Here is a 20,377-nt window from a genome sequence, read left to right on the forward strand (position 1 = left end):
CCCCGGGTCAGCCCTGCCCCGGCTCCGGGGCCGGGTTGGCGGTGGGGCTCGGGCTCGGCGTCCCGGAGTCGTCCGCGGGCGGGGTCGACGGGGTGTCCGCCGGCGGCGTGGCGGGCGGCGTCGAGCCGTCGTCCGGCGGAGTCGCCGGGTCGGACGGCGGCGTGGTCGTCGGGGGAGCGGGGGGAGTGCCGGGCGGCTCCTCCGGCGGGGTGGACGGCTGCTCCGGCCGCGACGGCGTGTCCGACGCGGGCCTCTTCTCCGGGGACGGCGTGTCCGCGGGAGAGGTCGCGGGCGGAGCGGGCGGCGCCGGCGTCCCGCCCGCCGGGCGCGGCGGGTCGTCGAAGGCGCTGCCGACCGGGTTCTCGGACGCGGACGGCGTCCCGCCCGTGCCCCGCTCGGAACCGGTGAGGCCGGGCAGCGGGTTCTGCGGCACGCCGCTGGTCCGCGCCGACGCCGGGTGCGTCTGCCCCTCGCTCGCCGACGGCACCATCGAGGCGGCGTCACCGCCGCCCCTGGCCGCCGGCCAGGAGACGAGCAGGCCGATGACGGCGGCGGCCGACGCGGCGACTCCCGCGGCGGCGCCGAGACCCTTGGAGACGCCGCCGGAGATGCCGCGCTTCGGGCGCTCCCGGCGCTCGGAGCCGATCACGACGAGAGGGCTCGGCGAGATCACGCTCGGCAGCGGCCTCGCGGCCTCCTCCGCGCAGGCGGCGAGGACCCGCTCGCGCAGCCCGCCGGGCGCGCGCGCCGGCGCGCGGCGGGCCAGCAGCTGCGGCAGCCGGCCCTTCTCGAACGCGGCGATCAGGTCGAGCTGCGGCTCGGCGGTGCCGCGCATCAGGATGTCGAGGACGGCCCGCTCCAGCCGCGTCCGCGCGGCGGCGAGCAGCTGCACGACCGTGTCGGGCGCGATGCCGAGGACGCGGGCGATGTCGTGCGGTTCGAGCCATTCGCCCGCCCACAGCAGCAGGACCTCGCGGTGGTCGGAGCGCAGCCCGGCGGCGGCGCGCAGCAGCGGGTCGGAGCCGGCGAACGGCGTCCCGCCCCGCGCGGCGATCTCGCCGGTGAAGGCGCCGCGCTCGGCGCAGGCCGTCCGGGACAGCGAGTACAGCCAGAGCACGCTGTCGCCGCGCGGCGGCTGGTGGACGGCGGCGCCGAACGTGTCGCCGAGGGCCGCCGCCGCGAGCCGGTCGCCGACGAGCGACCAGCAGTACGCGTACAGGCGGTCGGCGTGCGCGTCGTAGAGCGAGCCCAGGTCCCCGCGCATGTGCCCTCCCGTTCCCGTCCGGCGTCCGACTGCTCGGCTGACACGGTGCATACCGCTGATCAATGGTGCATACCGCTGATCAACGGACTCTAGCGCCTCCGGTCCGCGGCTGAGAAGCCCGAGATCGGACAGCGCGTCGAATAGCACGGAAGGTAGTCGTGACGCCTGCGGACGGTGATGTTCACGGAGATTTAAGGAATTTCCTGAAAATCGGCGGATTCCTGATGCGGTTCAGCAGGGAAGGATTCGAACTCGCTATCGATTTACGCGAGGAGTCAACGGTGACGCGTCTGACGGTTGATGGTGTCTACCAGCACATTCGCGGTGTCTGCTTCAAGACCGGCCCGCCCGGGACGGTGGGTGCGGAGACCGAGTGGTTCGTGGTCGACACCGCCGACACCGCCGCCCACGTCCCCGCCGGGCGGGTGCGCGCGCTCGTCGCCGGCGCCGGGCCGCCGGCCGCCGGGAGCAAGATCACCTACGAGCCGGGCGGGCAGCTCGAACTCAGCTCCGCGCCGTTCCGCGGGCTCGGCGCGCTGCACGCCGCGCTCGGCCGGGACATCGCGCAGGTGCGGGACGCCCTCGCCGCGGACGGGCTGGCGCTCGCCGGGCACGGCGTCGACCCCGTCCGGCGCCCCCGGTTCCAGGCCGACCACCCCCGCTACGCGTGCATGCGCGACTACTTCCGCGCGGGCGGCTTCCCGGACGCGGGCCTGGCGATGATGTGCTCGACCGCGTCCGTGCAGGTGAACCTGGACATCGGCGCCGACGACCCGGACGCGTCCCGCCGCTGGCGGCTCGCGCACTCGCTCGGGCCGGTGCTGGTCGCCGCGTTCGCCAACTCGCCGCTGCGGGCCGGCCGCCGCACCGGGATGCGCTCGTCCCGGCAGGGCATCTGGACCGAGCTCGACCCGTGCCGCACCCTGCCCGTCCTGCGGGACGGCGCGGACGGCGACCCGGCCGAGGCGTGGACGCGGTACGCGCTCGACGCCAGGGTCATGCTCGTCCAGACGGCCGAGGGCGAGTGGGTGTCCGACCCCGGCATGTCGTTCCTGGAGTGGCTCGCCAAGGGCGAGCCCGGCGAGGACGACCTGGCCTACCACCTGTCCACGCTCTTCCCGCCGGTCCGGCCGCGCGGCTGGCTGGAGCTGCGGATGATCGACGCGCCGCCCGGCCGGTACTGGCCCGTCCCCGTCGCCGTCGCGACGGCGCTGCTGGACGACCCGGCCGCGTCCCGGGCCGCCGAGGCCGCCGCCGAACCGGTCGCGGACCGGTGGGCGGAGGCGACCCGCCGCGGGCTGTCGGACGCGCCGCTCGCCGCCGCCGCGCTGGCCTGCTTCACGGCCGCCCTCGACGCCCTGCCGGGACTCGGTGCGTCCGGGCTCGTCCCGCTGGTCGAGGAGTACACCCGACGGTACGTCGAGCAGGGGCGCAGCCCCGCCGACGACACCCCGTCCCCCCTCTCCGAGGAGGAGCAGACATGGCCCTGATGAACTCCCCGGGCCCGATCGGCACTCAGGATGAATCCGCCCTCAAAGAACTGATCGCCGATGAGCTGGGCGCGGTGCGGGACCGCAGCTTCGGCCTCACCACCGAGGTCCTCGCCGAGAACGACCTCACCGCGCAAGTGTCGCCGCTGATGTCGCCGCTCGTGTGGGATCTCGCCCACGTCGGCAACTACGAGGAACTGTGGCTGCTGCGCGAGGCGGCGGGCCAGGACGCGATGCGTCCGGAGATCGACGATCTGTACGACGCGTTCGAGCATCCGCGCTCCGAACGGCCGACACTGCCGCTTCTGTCACCGGAGGAGGCTCGTTCCTACATCGGCACGGTCCGCGCCAAGGTGCTCGACTCACTCTCGTCGGCACGGTTCGACACGGCGAATCCGCTGACCTCGGGGGGGTTCGTGTACGGGATGGTCGTGCAGCACGAGCACATGCACGACGAGACCATGCTCGCCACCCACCAGTTGCGGAAGGGCGCTCCCGCGCTGCTCGACCCCGTGGCCGAGCCCCTCCAGAGACCTGCCGAGGGCTTGGGGGCCGGCGATGTGCTCATCGAGGCGGGCCCGTTCCAGATGGGCACCTCGGACGACCCATGGGCGTACGACAACGAACGCCCCGTGCACCTCGTCGACCTGCCCGCCTACTACATCGACGTGGAGCCGGTGTCCAATGCCGCCTACCTCGCCTTCATGGAGGCCGGCGGCTACGACGACCCGCGATGGTGGGACCCGGCGGGATGGGAGTGGCGCAACGCCGGCGGTAAGCGCGCCCCCGCCTTCTGGGCCCGTGAAGGGAACCAGTGGGTGCGGCGCCGGTTCGGACGGACGGAACCCGTCCCGCCCGCCGAACCCGTCCAGCACGTGTGCTGGTACGAGGCCGACGCCTACGCGCGGTGGGCCGGCAAGCGCCTGCCGACCGAGGCCGAGTGGGAGAAGGCCGCCCGCTGGGACCCGGCCACGCAGCACTCAAGGCGCTACCCATGGGGCGAGGTGTACGAGGAGGGCCGCGCCAACCTCGGGCAGCGCACGCTGCACCCGGCCGAGAACGGCTCGTACGCGTCGGGTGCCTCCGCCTACGGGGTGAGGCGTCTCCTGGGGGACGTGTGGGAGTGGACGTCGTCCGACTTCCACGGCTACCCCGGCTTCCGCTCGTTCCCCTACAAGGAGTACTCGGAGGTGTTCTTCGGGCCCGAATACAAGGTTCTGCGCGGCGGCTCCTGGGCGACGCACCCACTCGCCATACGCGGATCCTTCCGCAACTGGGACTACCCCATCCGGCGGCAGATCTTCTCCGGGTTCCGCTGTGCCCGCACCCCGGGGGAGGACCGCTGAATGTGCCGCCATCTCGGCTACCTGGGGCCTGAGCAGACCCTCCACTCGCTCATCTACGACGGTGAGCACTCGCTGGAGACGCAGGCGTACGCGCCGCGCATGACCCAAGGGAACCTGCTGAACGCCGACGGGTTCGGCGTCGGCTGGTACCGGGACGGCGCGCCCGTCCGGTTCCGCCGCGCCCAGCCGCTCTGGACCGACGCGTCGTTCCGCGAGGTCGCCGGGGCCGTCCGGGCGTCCTGCGCGGTCGCGGCGATCCGGTCGGCGACGGCCGGGTTCCCCGTGGACGAGTCCTGTGCCCAGCCGTTCCGCGCCGGCCGCCGGCTGTTCAGCCACAACGGCAAGATCGAGGGCTACGGCGGCGTCGAGGCCAAGCTCCGGGAGCTGGCCGGCGACATCGCCGAGATCCCGGACGCCCGCGCCCCGGTCGACTCGGCGCCGCTGTTCGCGCTCGCCGCCCGGCAGTGGCGGGACGGCGCGCCGCTCGGCGACGGCCTCGCCGCCGTCGTCGCGGCGATCACCGCGCTCGCCCCCGGCCGCTACAACCTGCTCGCCTCCGACGGCACGTCCCTCGCCGCCACGACCTGGGGCGACTCCCTGTTCGTCCGGGAGGACGCCGACGCGATCCGGGTCGCGTCCGAGCCGCTCGACGACACCCCCGGGTGGCGCCGCGTGCCCGACCGCTCCCTCGTCACCGCCGGTCCCGGAACCGGCGTCCGCATCGAAGCCCTGTGATGCCGAACTCGCTGAAGGAGAACCACACGTGGATCGGTTCCTGACCGCCGACGACCTCGCCAAGTCGCTCCGCCGGGACGTCCGGGAGGGGCTCACCGGCGCGCCCAAGACCCTGCCGCCCAAGTGGTTCTACGACGAGCGCGGCAGCGCCCTCTTCGAGCAGATCACCAAGCTGGAGGAGTACTACCCGACCCGGCGCGAACGGGAGATCCTCGTCGCGCACGCGCCCGGCATCGCCGCCGCCACCGGCGCGAAGACGCTCCTCGAACTCGGCGCCGGCTCGGGGGAGAAGACCCGCCTGCTGCTCGACGCCCTCTCCGGCACGCTCCGCTCCTACGTGCCGGTGGACGTGAGCGGCGAGTTCCTCGACGGGTCCGCCGCCGGGATCGCCGCCGACCATCCGGGCCTGGCCGTCCGGGCCGTCGTCGCCGACTACGAGCAGCACCTGCCCCTCCTGCCCGGCGGCGAGCGGCGCCTCATCGCCTTCCTCGGCGGGACGATCGGCAACATGCCGCCCGCCGAGCGGATCGGGTTCCTCGGCGGCGTCCGCGCCACCATGGACGACGGCGACTTCCTCCTGCTCGGCGCCGACCTCGTCAAGGACCCCGGGCGCCTCGTCCGCGCCTACGACGACGCGGCCGGGATCACCGCCGAGTTCAACCGCAACGTCCTGTACGTGATCAACCGCGAGCTGGACGCCGGGTTCGATCCGGACGCGTTCGAGCACGTCGCCGTCTGGAACGGGGCGGAGGAGTGGATCGAGATGCGGCTGCGGTCGGTCCGCGACCAGGACGTCCGCATCGGCGGCCTCGACCTGGACATAGCGTTCGCGGCGGGGGAGGAGATGCGCACCGAGATCTCCGCCAAGTTCCGCCGGGACCGGCTGGCGGCCGAGCTGGGCGCCGCCGGCCTGGAGATCGCCGAGTTCTGGACCGACCGGGACGGCGACTTCTCCCTCACCCTCGCCGGGCCCGCCGCCTGACGCTCAGCCCTTCCGGACCGGGTGGGCGAGGCCCAGCCGGGTGACGTCCGCGGCCAGGCGGGTCGCCACGTACCGGTGGCCCGCCGGGTTCGGATGGGTGCGGTCCTGCTTGATGAGCCGCACCGCGTTGCCCGTGCCCGTCAGCCGGTCGCCGGTGACCCACTTCTCGCCGATCGGGTCGACGAACGGCACGCCGAGCTGCCCGGCGAGCCCCTTGAGCGCGTCCCGGACGGCGATGGCCCCCGGCACCGGCGCGCCCGTCCCCCACAGCGGCCCGAGCAGCACGATGCGGGTGCCGGGCCAGCGCTGCCGGACGCGTTCGAGCAGCAGGTGCGCCGCCGCCGCGACCTGCGGCGCGGGATACCGCCAGTCGTTGTGGCCGCCGGACACGATCAGCATGTCGGGCGCGGGCCGCCAGCCGAGCTGGCTCTCGAACAGGCTGAGGAACGCCTCTCGCCCGCGTCCCTGCGCGACGAACCCGGTGCCCGCGCGCCCGCCCACGACGACCTGCCAGCCGAGCAGCCGCGCCGTCGCGGACGCGTACGTCGTCTCGGGCTGGACGCCCCGGTCGCCGACCGTGTAGCTGTCGCCGAGGAACATCACCACGGACGGGGCCTTGCGGGACCCGCCGTCCTCGACGGCTCCCTTCCCGGGGCCGTCCGCCGCGGCCGGCTTGTGCACCGAGCCCGCGAGCACGGAGCAGCCGGTGGCCGTCAGAACCGCCACCAGGCTCAGGCACAGGACCAGAGTCGCCGCGCCGCGTCGGGCGCGGCGAAGTGTCATGAAGGACCATCCAAATGTTCCGGGGGATGCACCCCGCATATTAGTCAACTACCGGGCCCGGAAGGGCCCAGCTCGCCGGGTCGGTCGCATCCGCGTTCACATCGTCCGTTCACCGCGGGCTCACCTTGCGGATCTCCGCGGGCCACCGCGGGGCGGGAGGGTTCCGCGGTGGCTGGACGGGAGCGGTTGAGGGAACTGGACCTGCTGCGCTTCGCGGCGGCGCTGGCAGTGGTGCTGTACCACTTCACGGGGTTTCGGGGCGCGGGGCCGTGGCCGGTGCCCGCGCGGGACGTGTTCCCTGGGATCGCGGCCGTTACGCGGTTCGGGTATCTGGGCGTCGACCTGTTCTTCGTGATCAGCGGGTTCGTGATCCTGATGAGCGCGTGGGGACGAGGGCCGGGCCAGTTCGGCGTGTCACGGCTGGTCAGGCTCATGCCGGCGTACTGGGTGAGCGTGCTGCTGGGCGCGGTCGTGTACGTGGTGTTCCGGCAGGGGCACGGTGTTCCCGGCCTTGTCCTGCCGAACCTCACGATGTTGCAGAGCGGCCTCGGCCTGAAGAACGTGGACGCCGTCTACTGGACGCTCTGGGTCGAGTTCCACTTCTACGTGCTCGTCGCCGTCCTCGCGAGCATCGGCATCACCTACCGCTCGTGCCTGATCTTCATGGCGGCCTGGATGCTCGGCGGCGTCTTCGCCGACGAGGCGGGCAGCGACCTCCTCCAGGTCATGCTGATCCCGACCTGGAGTTGCTACTTCATCGCCGGCATGGCGCTCTACATGATTCATACGTTCGGGCCCACGCTGCTGCTATGGGGCTACGTGGCCGTGTGCTACTTGCTCGCGCTGCACTGGGGTGCATGGCGCGCGGAGCATGTCTTCCGGGGTGCGAACGAGATCGCGGTCAGTGCCGTCATCACCGGGATCTTCGCGCTGATGATCCTGGTGGCGACCGGTCGGTTGCGGCGTCTGCGGTGGTCTCGGCTGACCGTCCTGGGAGCGCTCACGTATCCGCTGTATCTCGTCCACTCACAACTGGCGCTGCCCCTCTTGGACGCGCTCTATCCGAGCCTGGACAAGTGGGCTGCCCTGGGCGCGGTGTTGGCCGTGTCCCTGCTGACCGCGTATGGGGTCCATCGGCTGGTTGAACGTCCGGGTGCGGCTTGGATGCGGGTTCGCCTGCGCGCTTCGCTGGAACCTCCGCGTCGTCCGGCGGAACCGTCTAAGTTCGTCGATCATGGTGAATGGGGCGGTCCTGGTCTCGACGCTGCTGAGCCTCGTGGCCGCGTCCCGGTCGACGCGGCGCACACCTGAACCGGGGGCACGCCGCTGGGCACGTCCAGAAGTGTTCCTCGCCCTGGTGGTCGCGCTCGTCTACCTGAACCAGGTGCTCTTCACCGTGTACGTGCTGCGCGTCCACGGCGGGGACACGTCGTTCATCGCGAAGTACCTGCCGGAGGGCTATTTCGCGCTTGCGGACGGTTCGGCGATGCGCGGCCTGGCAGAGCATTTCCCCAGGCCCGAACTGCTCGCACCATCCCTCCTGCGGGTGCAGGCGTTCCTTGAGCTGCCGTTCGGCCTGCTCGCCTACGTAACCTTTCTGCGCTGGCTGGATGCCGGCCTGTACCGGCGGCTGGCGAGTTCATGGCTGGTGTGGGCGGCGTCGCTCTCCTACACGTTCGTCTTCTGCGTGGTCGAGTGGGACCTGCGCAACCCCTACACGGTGGACGACATCGTGATCCGGGCCTGCTCAGCCGTGCTCACACCGCTCCTCCTCCAGTGGCTGGCCAAGCAAGAGGAGGACCACGCTGAGCGTGTTTCGTTCGCGCAGATGCTCCTCTTCGCCGCATCCACCTGGGCCCTTGGGCACCTGGTGCTGGCCGTGTACGACACCGCCCTGCTCTACAACCTGGGCCATCTGGGCGGACGCCTGCCGGGCGCGGCCGTGGCGCTCTGTGTTCTCGTGGGCGCGCGTGCGGCCTCGTCCCGACTGCCGGACGGTGAAGCCGGTATCGCGCTGTCGTCCGTTACCGGCGCCTTGCGATGGGCGCTGCTGCTCTTCTTCGTCCCGGCCCTGGCCGTCCGCTACGGCGTCAACTTCGGCACGCCGATTCTCGCCGTGGCCGCCGGCCTGTCCATCTGCCTGGTCGCCGGAGTGCGCGCCCTGCGGGAGACCCTGGCGGGCGCCGGAACCGCGCGCATCGCGCTCTGGGCCGCGCAGGGGACGACGGCGCTGGCCTTCGGCGGCGTCGTCGGCTGCGCGGCCGTTCGCCTGGTCACCGACAGGTACTACGAGGCGGGTCTCCTCCGCGGCGCGGCCGCCTTCTTCGCCGTGGTCGTCGCCGTATGCGCGTTGAGCGACCGCTGGGCGGCGGGTGGGTGACACTTCCGGCGCAGGGGGCGCTGTACCTGGTGAGAGGGTTCGGTGGGAGTGAGCGGGCTCCAGCCGGACGCGTTCCTCCGGCGCGCCCGCGTCCCCCGGTCGGGCGCGCCGGAGGCTCTCCGCCGGAACGTTCCCGTCAGGCCGGCTCTTCGGGCGGCCGCAGCTCGTCGGTGTAGCTGACCGGCAGGCGGCGCATCACTCCCGACTCGTCGACGGAGTACTGGCCGAGGCGCTCGAGCGGCGGCGAGTAGGCGTGGATCGAGACGCTCGCGTCCTCCACGCCGGTGAGCCGGTGGATGTGGTCGGGGCCGAAGCAGAACGACCCGCCCTCCTCGACGACGGTGCGCAGCGGGTCGCCGCCGATGCGCGGGTTGTTCTCCTCGATGGCGCCGGCGACGACGCGGACGGCCCCCGAGGAGACGTCGTGGTCGTGCCACCCGGTGTCGTTCTCCGGCGTCCAGCACAGGAGCCAGACGTCGACGTGCTCGTCCCGGTGGAGGGACGCGTAGTGGCGGCGGCCCTCGGGGAACGCGACGTGCTGGCGCCACAGGCCGGGCCGTTCCGCCAGGTCGTCGACCAGCTCCCGCAGTTCGCGCTGGGCGAGGGGGCGGCCGGGGAGGTGCTCGAAGCCGGCGGCGCGGGGCAGGACCTCGGAGGACACGGGTTCGCTCCTTTCCGTTGTGTCGTCGGGTGCGGTGAAACCGCAGGACGCGGCTACTGAACCGCATCAGTTAACCGATTCAGTGAACCGCTTCAGTAGTCATACCGTCAAGCGCGGGTCCGCTGTTCTGTCGGTGGCGGCCTCTAGGGTTGGAGGGATGTCGGAGAAGCGCAAGCGCGCGACCATCCGGGAAGTGGCGCAGGCGACCGGTTTGTCGCCTGCGGCGGTGTCGTACGCGCTGCGCGGCATCCAGACGTCGGAGGAGACGCAGGAGCGGGTCCGCGCCGCGGCCGATGAGCTCGGCTACGAGGCGCACCCGATCGCGCGCGCCCTGGCCAGCGGCCGCACCGGCCAGGTCGGGCTGCTGTGCGGCTCCCTGGAGGACTACTGGCAGCAGTCCCTCGCGGTCGGCATCGGCCGGGCGCTGCTCGCCCGCGACCGCTACGCCCTGATCGTGGACGCGGGCGGCGATCCCGAGCGGGAGCTGGCGCTCGCCCGCCGGCTCCGCGACCAGCGGGTGGACGGCCTCATCGTCCAGCCGCTCGACCCGTCCGCCGCGCTGTGGTCGGAGCTGGCGGGGACGATCCCGGTCGTGTCCATCGGCGACGCGCTGCACGGGGGCCAGGCGCAGGGCGAGGTCGTGTTCGACAACCGGCGCGGCGTCACGCTCGCGCTGGAGCATCTGCGCGATCTCGGGCACCGGCGCGTCACCGTGTTCACGCCGACGCACGCGAGCACTCCCGACCGTCCCGCCGATGTGCACGTCAACGCCGAGGCCGAGCGGCTGGGCCTGCGGGTGGACGTGGTCGTGGTGCCGCAGTCGCTCGCCGAGGCCACCGGCGTCGCGAAGCGGGTGCTCGGCGGGCCCGACCGGCCGTCGGCCGTCTTCTGCTTCGCCGACTCCATCGCCTACGGGGTCTACGCCGCCACGCGCGAGCTCGGGCTGGACGTGCCCGGCGAGGTGGCGGTCTGCGGATATGACAACCATCCGATGTCGGCCCTGCTCACCCCGCCGCTCACCACCGTCGACTGGGACATCGACGGCATCGTCCACTCCGCCGTCCGGCTCGTCGTGGACGTCATCGACGGCAAGCCGCGCAAGCGCCGGGTGGTGCGCGAGCCGTCGCTGCGGGTCCGCGCGTCGACCGGCGGCGCGCCGGAGTAAGGGGCGTTCACGGATGGAGCCGGGCCAGCCGGGGGAGGAGGTCCGCCGCCGCCGCGATGTCGGTGTCGAGCGGGCGGTCCTCGATGCCCGGGTCGAGGGCGGCGCCGGCCAGATCGGTCGCCGCCCGGAGCGGCCCGCCGGACGGCGTGCGCCCCTGCATCCGCAGCGCCCGGACGGCGGCGACCAGCTCGCAGCCGAGCCCGAGCCGGTAGGCGGCGACGGCGTCGGTCGTCGCGCGCGCCGACTGCGTCGAGAACCCCGCGTGCTCCTCGACGCCGCGCGACAGCACCGCGCTGCCGAGCGCCGCCGGGGTCGCGAGGCGCCGGACGTCCGCGAGGCACGAGTGCGCCACGTACTCCAGGATCATGATCCCGGACGACGCCTCCGTGGCGCCCTGGAAGGGGTAGAGGCCCGTGAACGACGGCTCGGCGAGCGTCCCGAGGCGGGCGGCGGCGAGCGCCATCGTCTGGAACAGCGCGGCGCGGGCCGAGTCGAGGGCGAGTCCGACGTAGGCGGTGTGGAAGTTGCCGTTGTGCCAGACGGTCCGGCCGGGGGCGTCGACCAGCGGGTTCTCGGCGGCGGCGTTGATCTCCCGGGTGACGACCGCCTCGGCGTAGCCGGCCGCCTCCAGCGCCGGCCCGTGGACCTGCGGGAACGCCCGGTAGCCGTACGGGTCCTGGATGCGCATGGGCGCGGGCAGGTCGAAGGCGAGCAGCGCCCGCATCGCCGCCGCCGCGTCCTGCTGGCCGGGGTGCGGGCACGCGTCCTGCACCGGCTGCGCGTACGGCTCGCCCGAGCCCCGGACGGCGAAGTGCGACAGCGCCGCGACGACCGTGGACGCCCGGAGCGTCTCCCGCAGGTCGGCGACCGCGAGCGCCGCCTCCCCGAGCGTCGCGGCGTTGGAGCTGATGAACGCGAGCGCGTCGGCGGACTGCAGCCGGTAGCCGGGGCCGCGCGGCGCCGTCCCGTCCGGGTCGGCCAGCCACGGCCGCTCGCCGAGCAGGCACAGCGCGGTCGACGCCAGCGCCGTCAGGTCGCCCGTGCCGATCGCCCCGTACACCGGCACAGGAGGAAGGAGCCCGAGGTTGAGGACGTCCGCGAGGGCCTGCAGCGCAGCCGGCTCCACGCCCGACCCGCCCGCCGCGATCTGGTTCAGCCGGACCGTCAGCATCGCCCGGACGATCTCCGGCGCGACCAGCGGCCCGGCCCCGGCGGCGTGGCTGCGCAGGAGGCGGAGGCCGTGCGCGTCGGCGTCCTCCCATTCGACGTCGACCACGCGGTTCGCGCCGACCCCGGTCGTCCGCCCGTACACCGGCTGCGACCCGGCGACCTCGCGGGCGACCCGCCACGCGGCGCGGGCACGCTCGGCACCGTCCGGGCCTATGGCGACTGTCACATCTTCACGGGCCGCGCGGACGACCTGCGCGCAGGTGAGCGCGGTTCCGTCGATAACGATTCGGCTGTTCTCCACCCCGCAGCGCTACTTTCCCCGGTTTACCGGTAGTTATGCTCAGGAACCGCCGTTCCGGACAAGCTGGGACACCGAGGTGACCGTACCCATTGGTTACGGTTGGGTAGAAGGCCGAAATCGATCATCGGCGTCGCGGGCGCCCAACGAGGACGTGAATCGTTGATCACCTTTGAGGGCGTCACCAAGCGCTACCCGGGCGGCACCGTCGCCCTGGACGATGTCAGCCTCGACTGCCCCACGGGCCGCATCACCGTGTTCGTCGGCACGTCCGGCGGGGGGAAGACCACGGCGCTGCGCACCATCAACCGGATGGTCGACCCGACGTCCGGCAGGGTCCTGATCGACGGCCAGGACGTCCGCCAGCGCAGGCCGGCCGAGCTGCGGCGCGGCATCGGCTACGTCATCCAGCACGCCGGGCTGTTCCCGCACCGCACCGTCCAGGACAACATCGCCACCGTCCCGTACCTGGTCGGCTGGAACAAGAAGAAGGCGCGCGAGCGGGCGCTGGAGCTGATGGAGCGGGTCGGGCTCGAACCGTCGATGGCCAGGCGCTACCCGTTCCAGCTGTCCGGCGGGCAGCAGCAGCGCGTCGGCGTCGCGCGGGCGCTCGCCGCCGACCCGCCGATCATGCTGATGGACGAGCCGTTCAGCGCCGTCGACCCGGTCGTCCGCGCCGAGCTGCAGGACGAGTTCCTCCGCCTGCAGGACGAGCTGCACAAGACGATCGTGTTCGTCACCCACGACATCGACGAGGCCATCAAGCTCGGCGACCGGATCGCGGTGTTCGAGACCGGCGGCAAGCTCGTCCAGATCGACAGCCCCGAGGACCTGCTGGCCCGCCCGGCGAACGACTTCGTCGCAGGGTTCATCGGGCACGATCGCGGCATCCGGCGCCTGTCGTTCGTCCCGTCCTCCGCCGTGCCGCTGAACCAGCGGGACGTGCTGCCGTCCGACACGCCGGTGTCGGAGGCGCCTTCGGGCGGGTGGGTCCTGGTCGTCGACGGCGACCGGCGTCCGCTGGGCTGGGCCTCGGGCGGCGTCCTGCCGTCCTCCGGCGTGCTCGGCGACGCGCGGCTCGCGCCGATCGGGCACACCTTCGACGTCGGGACCGACTCCGTCCGGGCGGCGCTCGACGCCGCGATCCTGTCCCCGTCCGGCCGCGCCGTGAGCGTCGACGCCGACGGGCGGCTCGTGGGCGTCGCCGACCAGCAGGACCTGAGCGCCGCCATCGCCCGCTCCGGCCGGGACGTCGAACCGGAGGCGCCCGCCCTCTCCAAGGAGGGCGGTTGATGGACATCGACTGGGGCTGGATCGGCGAGCACACCGACTCGCTCGGCGAGCACGCCGTCCTGCACCTGCGGCTCGCGCTGCTGCCGGTGCTGTTCGGGCTGCTCATCTCGCTGCCGCTCGGCGTGCTGTGCCGCCGCTGGGGCTGGCTCTACCCGCCGGCGCTGACGCTCGCGAACGTGCTGTACGCGATCCCGTCGCTCGCGCTGTTCATGCTGTTCATCGACTACACCGGGCTCAACCCGGCGACGGTGATGATCCCGCTGACCCTCTACAGCCTGTCGGTGCTCGTCCCGAACGTGGTGGACGGGCTGGCGTCGGTGTCCGAACCCGTCCGGCAGGCCGCCACCGCGATGGGCTTCGGGCCGCTGCGCCGGCTCCTGCAGGTCGAGCTGCCGATCGCGGTGCCCATCGTCATCGCCGGGACGCGGGTCGCCGCCGTCTCGTCCATCAGCCTCGTCGCCGTCGGGCAGCTGATCGGGCAGGGCGGGCTCGGCGCCGACATCATCCGCGGCTACCAGCTCCAATTCCAGACGCAGATCATCGCCGCGACCGTCCTGATCATCCTGCTGGCCCTGGTCACGGACGCGATCCTGGTCCTGGTCCAGCGCCTGCTCACCCCGTGGGCCCGAGCCCGGGGAGCGTCCTCATGAACGGCGTGTGGAACCAGTTCGACCTGTTCTGGAGGTGGCTGACCGCCTCGCCCCAGTGGCACGGCGCCGACGGCATTCCGCACCGGCTGCTCCAGCACGTCTACTACAGCGGCGTGTCGCTGCTGGCCGCCGCGGTGATCGGCCTGGCGCTCGGCCTCCTCATCGGCCACACCGGACGCGGCGGCTTCCTGGCCATCACGCTCGCGAACTTCGCCCGCGCGATCCCCACCTTCGGGCTCATCCTGTTCATCGTCGTGATCGAGTACAGCATCACGCCGGTGCTGGTCGCCCTGGTGGCGCTGGCCGTCCCGCCGATCCTGGTGAACACCTACGAGGGCATCCGCGGGGTCGATGCCGACGCCAAGGACGCCGCCCGCGGCATGGGCATGACCGGCTGGGGCGTGCTGTGGCACGCGGAGCTGCCGATGGCGATGCCGCTGATCCTGCTCGGGCTCCGCACGTCCGCGATCCAGGTCGTCGCCACCGCCACCATCGCCGCCTACCCGGGCTTCGGCGGCCTCGGCCGCTACATCATCGACGGGCTGGCCCGCAACGACTACCAGCTCGTCATCGGGGGGACCGTGCTCGTCGTCATGCTCGCCCTGATCGTCCAGTTCGTCTTCGCGGCGCTGCGCCGCTTCGTGATCTCGCCGGGCCTGCTCGGCTCCGCCCGTTCCTCCTGACCGACCGAAGGACTAAGGACAATGAAGAAACTCATCCGTGGTGCGGCGATCGGCCTCGTGGCCGCCCTGACGCTGTCCGCCTGCGGCGGCGGAGACTCCGGCGACGGCGACAACCCGCTCGCCGGCGGCGGCAAGAGCGGCACCGTCACCGTCGGCGGCGCCAACTTCCCCGAGAGCAACCTGCTCGCCGAGATCTACGCCCAGGCCCTTGAGGCCAAGGACGTCAAGGTCACCCGCAAGTTCGACATCGGCGCCCGCGAGATCTACTACGATCAGGTCGTCAAGGGCGGCATCTCCGTGATGCCCGAGTACAACGGCGCCCTGCTCACCACCTCGGTCGACAAGAACAGCACGGCCGCGACCACCGAGGAGATCAACGCCGCGCTGAAGGCGAAGCTGCCCTCGTCGGTCGAGATCCTGAATTCGGCCGAGGCCGAGGACAAGGACTCCGTCACCGTCAACCCGCAGACCGCCGCCAAGTACAACCTGAAGTCGATCGCCGACCTGAAGCCGGTCGCCAAGGACCTCACCATCGCCGGGCCGTCGGAGTTCAAGACCCGCCAGCAGGGCCTCGTCGGGCTCAAGAAGGTCTACGGCCTCGAATTCAAGAAGTTCCAGCCGTTCGACGCCGGCGCGCAGGCCACCCTGGTGAAGCTCCTCACCGAGAACAAGATCCAGGCCGCCGACCTGTTCACCACCGACCCGACCATCCAGCAGAACAAGCTGGTCGTCCTCGAAGACCCGCAGAACGTCTTCAGCGCCCAGAACGTCACGCCGCTGGTCAACAAGACCGCCGTGAACGACCAGGCGAAGGCGGCCCTGAACGCCGTCTCCGCCAAGCTCACCACCCAGGACCTCCTGGACATGATGAAGCGCATCGCCATCGACAAGGACGACCAGGAGAAGGTCGCCGAAGACTGGCTGAAGAAGTCCGGCCTCGCCTGACAGACGCTCCCGGAAGCCCGCCGTCCCTCCCCTGGCACGGCGGGCTTCCGCATGACCGGACGCGGGTCAGCGCCCGCCCATCGTCAGGTGGGCGATGACGGGGTCGTGGTCGGAGGGGTAGGTGTCGCCCTTGCGGTACGGGTCGATCTCCGTCCAGGACGTGCGGACGGCGCCGCGCGCGAGGATCCAGTCGATCCGCCTGCCGTCCTTCTCCGGCGGGAGCCAGTGGTTCTCGGTGCGGTACTGCGGGCCGCGCCGGGCGGCGGCCGTCCAGGTGTCCTGGAACGCGTCGGAGCCGGTGAGGATCGAGTACACCGGCGACGTCCCGGCGGCGGAGTTGAAGTCACCGGTGAGCACTACGGGGACGCCCGCCTGGAACCTGCGGACGCGGTCGAGGATCAGCCGGGCGCTCTTCACCCGGGAGTCCGCCGACATGTTGTCCAGATGGGTGTTGGCCTGGTACATCACCGTGCCGGTGCGGCGGTCGCGGAACTTGGCCCACGTCACCATCCGGACGTATCCGTTGCCCCAGGTGGCCGACCCGATGAGGGACGGTGTGTCGGAGAGCCAGAAGTGGTCGAAGTCGAGGACCTCGAACCGCTGCTTCCGGTAGAAGATCGACAGGAACTGGTCGCGGGTGCCGCCCTGCGTCCCCAGGCCGACCCAGCCGTAGTCGGGCAGCGCCCGTGCCAGGTCGCGCACCTGGTACCAGCGCGCCTCCTGGACGCCCAGCAGGTCGGGGTCGTGCTCGTCCAGCAGGTGCTCGACCAGCGGCAGCCGGGTCTTCCAGTCCCTGGGCGGCGGGTCGTTCACGCCGCGCAGGTTGTACGTCATGACGCGGACGGTCCCGTCGGCGTCCGCCTTCGGCTCGGCCAGCACGAACCCGGAGATGAGCAACGCCACCGCGGCCGCGACCGCCGGCCAGAACCAGCGACGACGTAGGACGCGTCCCGGCACTTTTCCCCCTCCCGCCGCTCTGAGAGTAGGTCTAGCCTCCTTTTCTGTCCATTTGCCCTATTCGTGGCATTGCGTCAGCCGAGGATGCGGAAGACGCCGATGTCGTCGGCGTCGCGTCCCTCGGACGTGGTCTGGTTCAGGGACGCCTCGACCCCCACCCAGCCGTGGAACCCGCCGTCGTCGTCCACGATCTGGATCATGGGTTTGACGTGCGAGTTCCCCGTGTAGCAGGTTTCGTGGCGCGCGTCGGCGAGCGCGGTGCGCCAGTGCCACAGGGTGTCGCGCCGGTGGCCGGACGCGGTGTCGGCCGGCGCGACGTAGTACACGGTGTGCGCCGGGTCGCGTTCGCGGTGCGTCCGCGCGCCCAGGCATCGGCCGTCCCGGCACGGCTTCCAGCGGGTGACCCAGAATGGCGAGCCGTCGCCGTGGTCGATGTACCCCGCGCCCGAGTCGGGGTCGGTCTTCCACAGGTCGTAGCGGTGGACGAACGAGGTGTGGTCCGCGGCGGCGATGGTGGCCGCCGGTACGCGCGCGTCCCATGACGCGTTGCTGCCGTCGCCGAAACCGTGTGTCGCCCCGAGGTCGTTGGCGGCGAGTTCGAGGTCGGCGATCTCGCCTCCCGCCAGGGACGTGAGCCTCCACTTCTCCCAGTGGCCGTCGTCCCAGGCGATGTGCAGTTCGTCCCCGTGGACGTCGTACCCGCCCGTCAGCGTCCTCGCCGCGTCGGCCGACTGCCAGCCGGACGCGGTGAGCACCGTGCAGTCCCGTCCCGCGCAGCCCTGGGCGCGGTTCCCGGTGGAGGAGCGCCGGACGCGCACCTGCTGCCGCCAGGACCAGTACTCCGCGGAGACGCCGCCGTCCGCGGCGAAGGCGTACCGGCCGAGCCGGACCCAGTTCGCCCTCGACGCCCCTTCGAGCGCGCCGACGGCGACGGCGAAGTTCGACTTGCCCAGCGGCGCCCCCGCCTCCCTCGCGGCGGAGCGGGCCGCGGGCTGGGCGATGAGCAGGACGGCGGCGAGGACGGCCGCCGCGCTGGAGACGCGCATGCTCCCCCCGGGTTCGAGCCCGGTGAACGTGCGCACCGGTGCCGGCCGGACCACCCTCGCGGCGGACGCCGGGCGCCGCCCCGGCGACACTCCGTCCTTGATCATCAGGCTTCCGGGCGCTGATCCGTCCGAGACGGCCGCTTCACCCCGCCTTGACCCGGCTCGACAAACTAGGTAGACCGGTCTAGTTTCTCTGTATGGACTTCCACGACCCCGACGTTCTGGTGACGGGCGCGACGGGCTTCATCGGACGATGGCTGGTGGCGGAGCTGCTCGGCCGGGGGCGGCCGGTCGCAGTGACCGTCCGGCGGCCGGCCGCCCGCGCGGCGAGCTGCGGACATGGCTGCGCGAGCACGGCGTCGCCGACCGCGGTCTCACCATCGTCGACGCCGACATCACCCGGCCGGGCCTCGCCATGGCCGCGGCCGATCACGAGCGGCTGGAGCCGGTGCGGGACGTCTACAACGCCGCCGCGCTATTCCGTTTCGGCCTCGCCCGGGACGAGGCCCGCCGGACGAACGTCGACGGCGCCGTGAACGTCGTGCGCTGGGCTGCATCGCGTCCCCGCCTGCGCCGCGTCGTCCACGTCTCCGGCTATCGCGTCGCGGAGAGCCGCCCCCTTCCGGAGGACGAGCCGGCCGCCCTCTACCGGCGGTACGGCGCGTACGAGGCGTCCAAACGCGAGGGGGACGCGGCGGTACGGGCCGCCGCCGCGAAGGAGGGGATCCCCGTCACCGCCGTCCATCCCGCCACGGTGATCGGCCACTCGGCCACCGGTGAGTCCGGGCAGTACATCGGGCTGGCCGAGATGGTGGAGAAGCTCTGGGCCGGACGCCTCCCGGCGCTGGCCGGCACGCGCCGCACGTTCGTCCCCCTCGTGACCGTCGATCACCTCGCCCGGTTCATGGCCGCCGTACCCGGCCACGACCGGGAGCCGTATTGCGCGCACTGGGTCCTGGATGACGCCACTCCGGACCTGCCCGACCTGATCGCCCTACTCGCCCGCCACCTCGGCCGGCGCCCGCCCCGCATTCTCCTGCCGACCGGCCTGGTGCGGCGCCTGCCGCGCGCGCTCACCGGCGTCGAACCCGAGACGCTGACCTTCCTCTCCGAGGACCGCTACGACACGTCCTCGGCCGATGCCCTGGCCGCCGCGGCGGGCCTGCGCCACCCACCGGTCGAAGACGCACTACGCCACTGGGCCGACCACCTCATCACCGACCGTTTCGCCGCCGCCCGGCCACGCTGAGATGGCCGAAGGCGATACCGCGGCCCGCCGGCATCGGTCGCCCGGCGGTCTCCGGGGCGTTGACCGGAGATCATCCGAACGCCGTTCCCATCCGGGTCGTCTTCAGGTGGCCGACCGGATGGTCTTGATGAACTCGGCCCACTCACGGGCCGAGAGGTCGAGTACGGGCCCTGTGCCGTTCTGTTTGCTGTCCCGCACGCCGATCGTTCCGTGGATCGAGCGGGCGACTTCGATGCAGGCACCGTTGGCCTCGCTGGTGCGGGACTTGCGCCAGGTGCCGTACTGCGTGGTCATGGGGAGGAATCGATCCTTTTCTCAAGGTCGCCGGCAGCATCCGCCAGCAGGCCGAGGCTGGCGGCGCCTGAGAGAGCGGCCTGCCGAAGATGCTCGTACCGTTGGTTATACCTCATCACCTCGTCGCGGGCGGTGTGCACGATGTCCGTGCTAACGGTGTCGACCACTGCCAAAGGCGGGTCGGCAGGGTCCTTGAAGCCGAAGAGGAAGAATGCCGATTTGGGCAGCAGACGTCCTGTGAAATCCGCTGCGATCGGCAGGACGAGAAGCGTGACGTAAGGGTGCCGGGTGGCTGTTTCGATCAAGGATCGGAGTTGGGCGAGCATGACCCGTGGCGGTGCAGTGGGGCGGCGTACGACGACTTCGTCGAGGATGACTTCATAGTGAGGCCCGTCCGTGCCGAGTAGGTGCGCCCGGCGCCGGAGCCGGGCCTCTACAAGACGGTCAGCGATAAAGGCGTTCTCCCCTTCCGCCTCGGCCATTTCGATGATGAATCTGATGAAGTCGGGCGTCTGGAGGACGCCGGGGATGGTGAACTGGTTGTACTCGTGGATCGAGGCGGCTCCAGACTCCAAGTCGGCGTACATGCGCTGGCGGGGACCCATGGCGTCACCGTAGGAGTCCCACCAGCCGCGGTCGGCGGCGTCGCAGGCGATCTTGAAGATCTCGTCGAACTTCTCGCCTGTGACACCGAGGATCTTCATGATCTTCACGATGTCGCGGACGTCCGGGCGGCAGCGGGCGTTCTCCAGCTTGGACACCGTCATACGGGAGCGGTAGATCCGGCCGGCCAGTTCATCGGCGGTCATGCCGTTCTGCTCGCGGAGGGTCCGAAGCTCGGTGGCGAGGCGGCGTCGGCGGACGAACGGGCTGGTCACCGGAAACCTCCTGGGGCGGGCCGGCGGGCGGGGGCGGCACTGACCGAGGGAGCCAGCGTGTCCACTCTGTGTTATCACTCGGTCTCTAAGAGTGTCATCGATAGCCAG

20 protein-coding genes and 1 pseudogene are annotated in these 20,377 nt (G+C 71.9%); 13 read left to right on the forward strand and 8 right to left on the reverse strand.

The features are described from left to right. Positions 1 to 7 precede the first annotated feature (7 nt). On the reverse strand, positions 8 to 1,264 hold the full coding sequence (locus AL2_RS13455; protein WP_067633646.1) for an RNA polymerase sigma factor: 1,257 nt from the start codon (positions 1,262 to 1,264) through the stop codon (positions 8 to 10). Between the two features lie 281 nt (positions 1,265 to 1,545). Between AL2_RS13455 and egtA the strand changes: the two genes are divergently transcribed. From egtA to egtD, 4 genes are read left to right on the forward strand one after another with little or no spacing between them, the layout of a single operon-like run. Continuing rightward, on the forward strand, positions 1,546 to 2,754 hold the full coding sequence (gene egtA, locus AL2_RS13460; protein WP_067633648.1) for an ergothioneine biosynthesis glutamate--cysteine ligase EgtA: 1,209 nt from the start codon (positions 1,546 to 1,548) through the stop codon (positions 2,752 to 2,754). Then, a complete protein-coding gene (egtB, locus tag AL2_RS13465) occupies positions 2,745 to 4,100 on the forward strand; it encodes an ergothioneine biosynthesis protein EgtB (RefSeq protein WP_245666620.1) in 1,356 nt (451 codons plus the stop codon). The genes egtA and egtB overlap by 10 nt, the downstream gene beginning before the upstream one ends. Then, the gene (gene egtC, locus AL2_RS13470) at positions 4,101 to 4,835 is read left to right on the forward strand and encodes an ergothioneine biosynthesis protein EgtC (RefSeq protein ID WP_067633650.1); all 735 of its coding nucleotides are present in this window, start codon (positions 4,101 to 4,103) and stop codon (positions 4,833 to 4,835) included. A gap of 28 nt (positions 4,836 to 4,863) precedes the next feature. Next, on the forward strand, positions 4,864 to 5,817 hold the full coding sequence (gene egtD / locus AL2_RS13475; RefSeq protein WP_067633652.1) for an L-histidine N(alpha)-methyltransferase: 954 nt from the start codon (positions 4,864 to 4,866) through the stop codon (positions 5,815 to 5,817). A gap of 3 nt (positions 5,818 to 5,820) precedes the next feature. Here egtD and AL2_RS13480 read toward each other — a convergent pair whose 3' ends face one another. Further along, positions 5,821 to 6,600: an SGNH/GDSL hydrolase family protein gene (locus tag AL2_RS13480; protein WP_067633654.1), complete on the reverse strand. Its 780-nt coding sequence runs from the start codon at positions 6,598 to 6,600 to the stop codon at positions 5,821 to 5,823. A 168-nt stretch (positions 6,601 to 6,768) separates the two neighbouring features. Here AL2_RS13480 and AL2_RS13485 point away from each other — a divergent pair, with 168 nt between their 5' ends. Together AL2_RS13485 and AL2_RS13490 are read left to right on the forward strand one after the other, a co-directional pair. Then, positions 6,769 to 7,911, forward strand: a complete 1,143-nt coding sequence (locus AL2_RS13485) for an acyltransferase family protein (protein ID WP_067633656.1) — start codon at positions 6,769 to 6,771, stop codon at positions 7,909 to 7,911. Beyond that, positions 7,835 to 8,980 (forward strand): hypothetical protein, encoded by a 1,146-nt coding sequence (locus tag AL2_RS13490; RefSeq protein WP_157438131.1) that lies wholly within the window; start codon positions 7,835 to 7,837, stop codon positions 8,978 to 8,980. The genes AL2_RS13485 and AL2_RS13490 overlap by 77 nt, the downstream gene beginning before the upstream one ends. 136 nt (positions 8,981 to 9,116) lie before the next feature. Here the strand turns inward: AL2_RS13490 and AL2_RS13495 are convergent, their stop codons facing one another. Continuing rightward, a complete protein-coding gene (locus AL2_RS13495) occupies positions 9,117 to 9,641 on the reverse strand; it encodes a cysteine dioxygenase (RefSeq protein WP_067633660.1) in 525 nt (174 codons plus the stop codon). 157 nt (positions 9,642 to 9,798) lie between these two features. Here AL2_RS13495 and AL2_RS13500 point away from each other — a divergent pair, with 157 nt between their 5' ends. Then, positions 9,799 to 10,806: a LacI family DNA-binding transcriptional regulator gene (locus AL2_RS13500; protein ID WP_067633662.1), complete on the forward strand. Its 1,008-nt coding sequence runs from the start codon at positions 9,799 to 9,801 to the stop codon at positions 10,804 to 10,806. 7 nt (positions 10,807 to 10,813) lie between these two features. Here AL2_RS13500 and AL2_RS13505 read toward each other — a convergent pair whose 3' ends face one another. Then, the gene (locus tag AL2_RS13505; protein ID WP_067633663.1) at positions 10,814 to 12,277 is read right to left on the reverse strand and encodes an aromatic amino acid ammonia-lyase; all 1,464 of its coding nucleotides are present in this window, start codon (positions 12,275 to 12,277) and stop codon (positions 10,814 to 10,816) included. A gap of 159 nt (positions 12,278 to 12,436) precedes the next feature. On the opposite strand from AL2_RS13505, the gene AL2_RS13510 reads away from it, so the two are divergent. From AL2_RS13510 to AL2_RS13525, 4 genes are read left to right on the forward strand one after another with little or no spacing between them, the layout of a single operon-like run. Further along, a complete protein-coding gene (locus AL2_RS13510; RefSeq protein WP_067633665.1) occupies positions 12,437 to 13,567 on the forward strand; it encodes an ABC transporter ATP-binding protein in 1,131 nt (376 codons plus the stop codon). After that, a complete protein-coding gene (locus AL2_RS13515; protein ID WP_067633668.1) occupies positions 13,567 to 14,217 on the forward strand; it encodes an ABC transporter permease in 651 nt (216 codons plus the stop codon). The genes AL2_RS13510 and AL2_RS13515 overlap by 1 nt, the downstream gene beginning before the upstream one ends. Continuing rightward, positions 14,214 to 14,900 carry an ABC transporter permease gene (locus AL2_RS13520; protein ID WP_067633794.1) on the forward strand — a complete coding sequence of 229 codons (687 nt, stop codon included), beginning with the start codon at positions 14,214 to 14,216 and terminating at the stop codon, positions 14,898 to 14,900. Before AL2_RS13515 ends, AL2_RS13520 begins: the two co-directional genes overlap by 4 nt. A 21-nt stretch (positions 14,901 to 14,921) precedes the next feature. Then, on the forward strand, positions 14,922 to 15,845 hold the full coding sequence (locus AL2_RS13525) for an ABC transporter substrate-binding protein (protein WP_067633670.1): 924 nt from the start codon (positions 14,922 to 14,924) through the stop codon (positions 15,843 to 15,845). 66 nt (positions 15,846 to 15,911) lie between these two features. On the opposite strand, the gene AL2_RS13530 is transcribed toward AL2_RS13525, so the two are convergent. Beyond that, entirely contained in the window at positions 15,912 to 16,802 is an 891-nt protein-coding gene (locus tag AL2_RS13530; protein WP_067633671.1) for an endonuclease/exonuclease/phosphatase family protein, read from the reverse strand. Between the two features lie 74 nt (positions 16,803 to 16,876). Further along, complete coding sequence (locus tag AL2_RS13535; protein WP_067633673.1) at positions 16,877 to 17,953, reverse strand: hypothetical protein; 1,077 nt, start codon at positions 17,951 to 17,953, stop codon at positions 16,877 to 16,879. A gap of 92 nt (positions 17,954 to 18,045) precedes the next feature. Between AL2_RS13535 and AL2_RS40070 the strand changes: the two are divergent. Then, positions 18,046 to 18,129 (forward strand): annotated as a pseudogene (locus AL2_RS40070) (NAD-dependent epimerase/dehydratase family protein); the annotation flags it as partial. Beyond that, positions 18,102 to 19,097: an SDR family oxidoreductase gene (locus AL2_RS38510; RefSeq protein WP_210748224.1), complete on the forward strand. Its 996-nt coding sequence runs from the start codon at positions 18,102 to 18,104 to the stop codon at positions 19,095 to 19,097. The pseudogene AL2_RS40070 and the gene AL2_RS38510, both read left to right, overlap by 28 nt. Before the next feature lie 102 nt (positions 19,098 to 19,199). Here the strand turns inward: AL2_RS38510 and AL2_RS13545 are convergent, their stop codons facing one another. Together AL2_RS13545 and AL2_RS13550 are read right to left on the reverse strand one after the other, a co-directional pair. Next, on the reverse strand, positions 19,200 to 19,391 hold the full coding sequence (locus AL2_RS13545) for a DUF397 domain-containing protein (RefSeq protein ID WP_067633675.1): 192 nt from the start codon (positions 19,389 to 19,391) through the stop codon (positions 19,200 to 19,202). Next, the gene (locus AL2_RS13550; RefSeq protein ID WP_067633676.1) at positions 19,388 to 20,269 is read right to left on the reverse strand and encodes a helix-turn-helix domain-containing protein; all 882 of its coding nucleotides are present in this window, start codon (positions 20,267 to 20,269) and stop codon (positions 19,388 to 19,390) included. The genes AL2_RS13545 and AL2_RS13550 overlap by 4 nt, the downstream gene beginning before the upstream one ends. Between the last annotated feature and the right edge of the window lie 108 nt (positions 20,270 to 20,377).

This window comes from Actinomadura latina NBRC 106108, assembly GCF_001552195.1.
Classification (GTDB): domain Bacteria; phylum Actinomycetota; class Actinomycetes; order Streptosporangiales; family Streptosporangiaceae; genus Spirillospora; species Spirillospora latina.